We start from the raw sequence: 8,087 nt of genomic DNA, 5'->3' as shown, positions 1-8,087 counted from the left end.
ATAATTCCATCAACTTATTCATAAGTAGTGTCCTCCAAATTGTCTGATTACTATTTACGAGGATACTACTATACTTTATAATAAACTAAAAATCACCTTTTTGGTTGCGGCCAAAGGCCGCGCTAGGAAATCTGTGGTTTCAAAGTATTTTTTTGCCTATTTTTCTTCCTTAAACTCCATCGCTCCGCCATACAATGCACTTGCTCCGCCTGTAAGCTGGCTCTGGGAATCGATGAGGAAATTTGCTGATGTGACAACCCTGTCACCTTCTTCAAGCCCCTCCATCACAGGATAATAATCGCCCGCTTTTGGCCCAAGAATCACTTCCTTCCCAACGTATTGACCGTTGCCTTTATCAATATAGACAATCTTTCGTACACCCGTATCCAAAACTGCCGTGGCAGGAATGGCAAGCATTTGTGTGATTTTTTCAAGACGCATTCCGCACCTGGTGCAATTATCAGGTTTATCCGATGTTACTTCAGGATGCATGGGGCAGGTGTAAATGGTACGTTTTCTGTGTTCTGTTTTTTTCACCTTCATTCCCACACCTTCCCTAACTTCCCATCTGCCCATTTGCCTTTTACAGTCGGGACATTCACCAGGCTTATCCGAGGTCATGCATGCCATAGGGCACATATAGACATACTTTTGTATCTTTTCACCAGTGGGCGAAGTTACCGTTATACTCTTCTGAAGCATCATACCACACATAGGACAAGACTTTGGGGAAGTATCAGGGTCCCATTCCTGCGGACAAATGCACGTCACCGTTTCATCAACAGGCATTTCCTTTTTTTCGAGATGCATACCACATACCGGGCAATCACCCGGTTTGTCAGACACATAACAATTCATCGGGCATACATACTCATATTCAGTTTCCCCAATTCCCTCTGTTTTGCCTTCGGCAGTCATTTCAAGCCGCGCCGAGGTTTTTTTTATAAATGGGACATTATCCTCGGGGCATATACCGGGTCTGCTTGATTTAATTTCAGGATGATTGGGACATACATAATCCAGTCCGCTCACATAGGTTCTGTCTCGTTCCTCCAGTTCTTCAACAGGTATACGTATGCGGGCATTGACATACATGGCAGGTTTGAGTCTGAGCTGACGGTTAGGAATATCACACCGTATTTTCACAGAACGCGTCTTATCGTCAAGAAACGGTTCTATAAACGATACCGTTCCGATAAATGCCTCTCCGGGATATGCAGGAGTTGTGACTTCCACCTCCTGTCCAACCTTTATCCACGCCATTTCATACTCATAAATGTTGGCCATCATCCAAACCTTGGAAAGATCGGCAAGGGTGTATATCATCTCGCCCGTCATAACATATTGCCCTTCCAGCATCTTCTTCTCTATGACAATACCGCTTATCGGGGCATAGATGATCGTATGTTGTTTTATTTTTCTGTTTCTTGCAAGTTCTTCAATCTGTCTTTCACTAATACCCCACCATAACAACCTTTTTTTGGTTGCATCTATGAGAGATATTGTGCCGTCCACCACTTCCTTAAAAGGGCTATTCTCTACTTTTTCAAAGGTTTCCAGCGCCAACAGATACTCTTTCTGTGTAGATACCAGATCAGGACTATACATCCATACCAATGACTCGCCTTTCACTACCTCTGTACCGGTGAAATCAATAAACAGTTTGTCTATCCTGCCAGGAATCCATGCGGAAACAACCGCTTTAAGCCGTTCATCGTATTCAATCAATCCAACCGTATAAACATCTTTAGTTAACGACCGGAATCCGATAACGTCAGTTTTAACCTGTGCCAGTTTACGGGCGCGTTCACTTAATTCTACGGAGGCTAATGCACCTTCTTCCTCCATACCTGCACCTTTTTCGTATACAGGAACTAAATCCATGGCGCAAATAGGGCATTTTCCTGGTTTATCCATCCTGACGGAAGGATGCATCCCGCATGTCCAGTAGATTATCTTCTTTTCTTTTGTTTCTTCAGCATTTGCGGAAGAAATAAAATTTATCCCATCCTGTAGAGACGCATTGCAATATGTCTCTACATAATTGGATATTTGTATACCAGAAAGAACACTAAATATGACAGTGACTATTATTATAAAATATCTCAAGGAAAGAAATTTTTGTTTAAACAACATAATTATCGCACCTTTCAAAATATAGCGTAATGAAGTAATGATTTTGCCTTAAACTTTTAGAGTAAAAACCTATTTTTGAAACCGCTCTTGTTTTTTTTCACAAATTGGACAGGCCAGAAAGTCTATATCGCATGTCTTGCAATGCTGAATAAGCCATTCCTGCGACTTCATCCTGCAATCCCGGCATTTCATTTTCCAGGTTGCCAATGCCTTTCCCTTCACATATCTTGAGAGTACCTTTTTGCACTTGGGGCACTTGCCTATCATTGTTTCGGCTTTTAAACCAGCGGATGCCTTTTGACACGCTGTGCATACAAGAACGTCTTTTCCACACTTGTCACAATGATGGACTTCGAGTGCTGATACTTCACTTTTGCAGTCAGGGCAAACCATACTTTTTGCGGCAAGTGCCTTTTCTTTCTCCGGACTTACATACACTTTCTCACAAAAAGGGCACATGGGTGGCTCTGTGGTTGAATGCTCAGCCAGCGGGTCGTTTTCACTGTGTTTGTGCGCTACCTCGCCAGCATACATCAGATTACCTCCCCACAGAAGTAGATACATAATTACCGGCGCAACTGTTTTTATAAATTTCTTACAAACCATAGTATCACCGCTTTTCATTAAAAGATTACTAATTCTTTTCCCTTTTACCATATTTAACTACCTCCATGATAATGAAGGTAAGAGAAGAAAATCCAAAGACGGTAATCCAATCAATTAACCCCAGCGGTCTTACTCTGAAAATATCTTCGAAGAAAGGGGTATAGACGATAGCCACCTGTATGGCCAACGAAATCCCCGCTGCCAGCAGGAGTTTATTATTGGTAAAAACACCAATTTCAAATAAGGAACGTCTTGCATTCCTGCAGTTAAAAGAGTGAAATAATTGTGAGACGACCATCACACAGAAGGCAATTGTTCTGGCCAGCTCGATATCCCCACGCAACAGGTGAGGAGCCGCTTCATTACAAAACCAGTGGTAAAGATAGTCAGGTATTGCACGGGTTCCATAGTACAGGACATACGTATATGCCAGAAGGGTACTCATGGCAATGAGAAAACCCTGAAATAGAATCAGGATACCTAGACGCTTGTCTATGATTTGTTCTGTTGACCTTCTTGCCAGTCTTTTCATAATGTCAGGATCTACCGTATCGACACCCAAGGCCAATGCCGGCAGACCATCGGTGGCAATATTTATCCATAATATCTGGATAGGGAATAGGGGGATAGGAAGATTGAATATCGATGCGAGGAGCATTGTCAAAATCTCACCGGTATTACACGAGAGCAGATAGTGGATGGACTTCTTAATGTTGTCATAAATACCTCGTCCCTCTTCAATGGCTGCCTCTATGGAAGCAAAATTGTCATCCGTTATAACCATATCGGACGCCTCTTTTGTGACATCGGTTCCTGTAATACCCATGGCTACGCCGATGTTTGCTTCTTTTACAGCAGGGGCGTCATTTACGCCGTCACCGGTCATGGCCACAACGTCTCCCTGTTTCTTCCATGCCTTTACAATCCTGAGTTTGTGTTCAGCAGTTACACGTGCATATACGGCTATCTTTGACACTTCTTTTGCTAAATCGTCATCGGAAAGCGCATCTAACTCTATTCCATCAATAGCCTTTGAGGAATTGCTGCTAAGAAATCCCAGCTCTTCCCCAATAGCCCGGGCTGTATTCTTGTGATCACCCGTAATCATGACCGTCTTTATACCGGCTGTATGACAAACGGCAACGGCTTCTTTGACCTCTGGTCTGGGTGGGTCAATCATGGCTAATAGTCCCACAAAGATCATCTCTCTTTCTACTGTGTCAGGGACAGGGTTGGTGATTTCCCGGTCAAGAGGCTTGTATGCCACACCGAGGACGCGCAGGGCAGACCCTGCCAAATTATTGTTTTCCTCCAAAATGACCTGTATATCGTTTTCTGTCAAATCCCTTGTCGTTCCATCATGATAAATCTTTGTACAATCCTGTAAGATTACATCAGGCGCACCTTTTTCACATACCTGTAAAGCAGGGGAGGTACCTCTTATTGTAGACATCTTCTTTCGTTCTGAATCAAAGGGAATTTCTGAAATGAGGGGGAATTGTTTATCCAACATTTCCTTCCAGATACCTGTCTTTCCTGCTGCACTTAAGATGGCGCCCTCTGTAGGGTCGCCAATAACCTTCCATGTAGCGTCTTCTTTTTTAAGGTGGGTATTGTTACATAACACACCTATTTCCAGTGTCTTTTCGAGTGCTTTCTGGTCAATTCCCAGAAGAGATTCTCCGTTGACAAGAAAATTTCCATCCGGCATGTAACCCGTCCCCGATACGTCAATGGTTTTACCATTGGCAAATATCTTTCTTACGGTCATCTCGTTTTGTGTTAAAGTGCCTGTTTTGTCTGAGCAAATAACTGTAGCACATCCCAAAGTTTCTACTGATGGAAGCTTTCGGATCAGTACGTGCCGTTTCACCATGCGTTGCACCCCTAAGGCTAAGGCAATAGTCACGATTGCTGGAAGACCTTCCGGAATGGCAGCCACGGCAAGGCTCACAGATATGAGGAATGCCTCTAATAATGGATCCTTTCTCCACAACTCCAAAAGGAATACGATTGTTACGATCCCCAAACACAAATAAACCAATTTTTTCCCAAACACCTCGAGCTTTCGCTGAAGGGGGGTCTCTTCCTTCCCTGCCTCCTGAATGAGACCGGCAATCTTGCCCAACTCTGTGTGCATTCCCGTTGTTACAATAACGCACGTCCCTTTACCACTCGTTACCGAGGTCCCCATAAATACCATATTTTTCTGATCGGCAATGGGTAAAGAAGGATTGGGGAGTGGTTCAGTGGACTTACCAACCGGCGTTGACTCTCCTGTAAGAGAAGCCTCTTGGGTCATAAAACTAAAGGAAGAGCATAGTCTGCCATCAGCAGGGACGTAATCACCTGCCTCCAACAATACAATATCTCCCGGCACAATATCCCGGGAGGGGATGGATTGTATTTCGCCGTTCCGTGTTACCCTTGAAAAGGGTGCAGACATTTTTTGTAAGGCCTCAAGTGATTTCTCCGCGCGGTATTCCTGTATGAACCCAATAATCGCATTAATAATAACGATAGCAATAATGGCTAACGCATCGATCCATTCCCTCAAAACTCCGGAGACTATGGCGGCAGCAATCAATACCCAGACAATAAAGTTATTAAACTGCCCCAAAAAGAGGATGAAGGGAGATACACCTTTTTTTTCTTCCAGTTGATTGTATCCGTATTTCTTTAGCCTGTTTTCCGTTTCGTTAAGGCTAAGTCCGGCGTCAACCGAAGTATCAAGGTTCTTTATTACCTCATTGGCATGCATTGTATGCCACTGTAATTCAGTCATTTCGTTTTAGCCTCTCGCATTATCTCATGTCTTATACTGCATTTTTAATCTTTTCCTGTAATTCACACAGGGATGGCTTTCACTTGTTTCGCACAGATGCTTGTCTTCCTCGTTGTCTTTATATAATCTTTGTATGCACACTTCGAGAGGCGACTCTGACACACTATATTTGTCAGACGGCAACAATATACACGATGCTGTATAACCTTCCGGATTAATATGGATGAATTCACTTCCCGCCTTCCTGCTACAGTCCAAGAGACGGCCATCATTTGGAAGATGCAGTAAGTAGGTATTCGTTCTTTCTTTCAGATTTAAAAACCATTGCCTAAATAAAGTCCGTTGTTGTGTTGATAGGGATAGCCCGTAATCATGCGATCTGCCAGTCGGTATATATTCTATAAATAATCCTAACTTGGCGCCAAAAGGGTACTTTTCCCAAAATGCCTCTTCTACTTGAATTAATTCAACATTCTCTGCTGTAACCGTGATAGAAAAACCATAGAGTATTTTATTGTTTTTCAGATTTGCAAAGGCATTCATAACATTATGATAGACACCAGCGCCCCGTCGTTTATCAGTCTCTCTTAAATCTCCTTCCAAACTAATTACCGGAATTATATGCGGTAATCCGGACACCTTTTTTGCAACAGCTTCAGAAATCATAGTCCCATTCGTTATCAGGATAAAAAAACTATTCTTATGGCCGCTTAAAATCTCCATGAGATTTGGATATAGCATAGGCTCGCCACCCGTAAGCATAAAAATGAAACTACCCAATGATTCAGCTTGTAAAAGAATATTTTCTAACATTTCTCCCGGCAAAATTTTTTTTTCCTTATAGATCCTGGCATAACAATGATCACAGGCAAGATTGCAATCAGAGAGAAGACTTATAAAAATAGTATGAGGGATGGGATTGCCATTATTATCCATCAGTTTATATTTCTTCTTTATCTTTTTATAAAAATTCCATAATACCCCCAGGTATCCGGGAAAAGTAAATACCCATGGTAAAAAGGCCTTCCTGAAAATGCGAAGAATATATTCATTACTATTGTTACTGGAAGATAGGGGGCATTATATTATTTATTTTTATAAATATTTAAATTTACTTGTTTTCTAATAATTCTTTTATCTTATTTTTCAATTCTTGAAGATCAGAGGATTTTCTTATGTACGCATCGGCTGACCAGGACAAAAAACTTACCTTATAACAACTAAACGCCGTGTTAATAATGATTGGTATTTTCCTGTGTTTGCTTAAAATTTTCCCCATAGCTTCGAGTCCATCCATTTTTGGCATAATAATGTCCATGACTATTATGTCCGGCAAATAATCATTTACCACTTTTATGCCTTCTACGCCGTTCCTTGCGGTGATAACATTATACCCCTCGCTTTCCAATTCCTGTTTATACAGTAATAGTTGGTTTTTATCATCTTCTACTACAAGAATGGTTTTCATCATGTATCTCTTAACTAACTTATAATTATCTACTTCATCTGCACAATCTTTAATATTAAATATCTCAAATTTATAAGGCTATCGGCATCCGATGTACAAATGTGGATGCCCTTGATACCATGGGGAAAAACACAACGATTGCACCTAAAATGCTTAACATTGATAGATGTTTTTTTGTTAACATAAAACATCTCCTTTGGGAAATTTATAAACGACACAATTGTTTTACACATTGTAAAACTATCACAAGTTTTATGCAGTGTCAAATATAATTTTATAATTGGAAAATAGTTTTAAATAAATTTTAATACACGAGGCAGGTTATTGTCTGTATGGTATTAACTTCCCGAATATAGCGTCATTAATATCTATGCAACAAGGTCTTCCTGGCAGAAGACATATACACAAACACAAATTTACTGATTTGAAATAAGCACAAATTAATTGTTGCAAAATATTTGATAAATGCATCAATTAATTTGATCTTCACATGTATAAGGAATTTCAATTCTTTCGTTATGTTTTAAAACACTCTACAGGAAATTCCTTTTAAGTATGATATATGTTATCGTTTAGATGAAGGTTAATACAAAGGCCAATCCAGTGAATTTTTAATAGCCATGCAAAACGTTGTTTTAAGAAACAAGGCTATTGTTTTTATTGTATCGAACCTAAAGTAAATACTGCTTTTTAAAACATATTTTAGCAGCTTTTTTGTTCAGAGATTTTTCTATTTCTTTCAATTCCTTATCTCTCTAAAGAATAAAATTGTTTAAATCTGTTATTGAATTTCCTATGCTACACAAGACAACAGAGGCTGGAATAATAAGCAACTTCATGATACCTATTATTATTCTTTATTTTTTAAATTTAAGATACTTCATCTATTTTGTATTCATCGGTTAGGCCAATGATGAGTAATATATTCCGTTGCTTCCTGAACATGCAGTTCACGGGTACCCCCCCATAAGCGCTAACTTGTTTTAGGTATGCTCGAAGTATTTTGATATCTGTGTTTTTCGGATTCTTGTATTTTCTGCTAAAGAACAAGCAATGTCATTCCAGCACTTAAGAACTTCCTGTAATGATAAC

At 40.3% G+C, this 8,087-nt stretch carries 5 protein-coding genes; all 5 read right to left on the bottom strand.

Annotated features, from left to right (window positions below; genetic code table 11):
- Positions 1 to 156: 156 nt before the first annotated feature.
- A complete protein-coding gene (locus tag QZT26_RS15005; protein WP_295103314.1) occupies positions 157 to 2,136 on the bottom strand; it encodes an efflux RND transporter periplasmic adaptor subunit in 1,980 nt (659 codons plus the stop codon).
- Between the two features lie 69 nt (positions 2,137 to 2,205).
- Positions 2,206 to 2,793: a hypothetical protein gene (locus QZT26_RS15000; RefSeq protein ID WP_099323750.1), complete on the bottom strand. Its 588-nt coding sequence runs from the start codon at positions 2,791 to 2,793 to the stop codon at positions 2,206 to 2,208.
- On the bottom strand, positions 2,771 to 5,527 hold the full coding sequence (locus tag QZT26_RS14995; RefSeq protein ID WP_295103311.1) for a cation-translocating P-type ATPase: 2,757 nt from the start codon (positions 5,525 to 5,527) through the stop codon (positions 2,771 to 2,773). Before QZT26_RS14995 ends, QZT26_RS15000 begins: the two co-directional genes overlap by 23 nt.
- A 24-nt stretch (positions 5,528 to 5,551) precedes the next feature.
- Complete coding sequence (locus tag QZT26_RS14990; RefSeq protein WP_295103308.1) at positions 5,552 to 6,463, bottom strand: radical SAM protein; 912 nt, start codon at positions 6,461 to 6,463, stop codon at positions 5,552 to 5,554.
- Between the two features lie 175 nt (positions 6,464 to 6,638).
- Positions 6,639 to 6,998 carry a response regulator gene (locus tag QZT26_RS14985; protein WP_295103305.1) on the bottom strand — a complete coding sequence of 120 codons (360 nt, stop codon included), beginning with the start codon at positions 6,996 to 6,998 and terminating at the stop codon, positions 6,639 to 6,641.
- Positions 6,999 to 8,087: the final 1,089 nt, after the last annotated feature.

Origin of the sequence: uncultured Candidatus Kuenenia sp. (assembly GCF_900696675.1) — a bacterium.
Classification (GTDB): Bacteria; Planctomycetota; Brocadiia; order Brocadiales; family Brocadiaceae; genus Kuenenia; species Kuenenia stuttgartiensis_A.
This window is presented reverse-complemented; position numbering and strand designations above follow the sequence as displayed.